This is a genomic window from Comamonas sp. GCA5 (assembly GCF_036541385.1).
GTDB classification, from domain to species: Bacteria; Pseudomonadota; Gammaproteobacteria; order Burkholderiales; family Burkholderiaceae_C; genus Comamonas; species Comamonas aquatica.
On the sequence record NZ_JAZHFR010000226.1, the window covers coordinates 1 to 468 of the forward strand.

The 468-nt window shown below is 51.3% G+C and carries 1 protein-coding gene; it reads left to right on the plus strand.

Annotated elements, in window-relative coordinates; all coding sequences use genetic code 11:
- Window positions 1–185, plus strand: a 185-nt coding sequence (locus SJH88_RS19395; RefSeq protein WP_274755413.1) for a hypothetical protein, incomplete at its 5' end; no start/stop codon positions are given.
- Window positions 186–468 lie beyond the last annotated feature (283 nt).

The window sequence follows — 468 nt, forward strand, 5'->3', positions numbered from 1 at the left end:
AAAAATGGAAGATGAAAGCTCCTGATTTATTCGTCAAGAACGTGCGTAATCATCCGGGACCCGACATCTATGCACATGTCACCTGTTGGTCGCTTTACTTCAGCCGAGTTCGACGCCCCGCTCACTGCAAAACCAGAAATGTTTGCGTTTTCGATTTGAAAGCAAGTGTATCAATTGTTGATTGAGAGATAGCAATGCCCCCGATTGGCTGCAGGTGCTTTGAAATGGCACGCTTCAGCCGATGTGATGAACCGTTCTGTGAAGCGAAGCGCACGTTCGCTAAAAAAGCGTTGGAGGTCCGGAGCTGGCCGACTGACGACGTCCGGCTCGTACCCGTTGACGGCCTGTACTAAAACGGACGCTCAAGGCGCAACCACGACGGTCAGCTTTGCGGTGCTGCGCTCACAAATAGTGTTGATTTCCACGCAGAACTGACCCGCAATTTCCATCTCAAACTGACCCACCCTT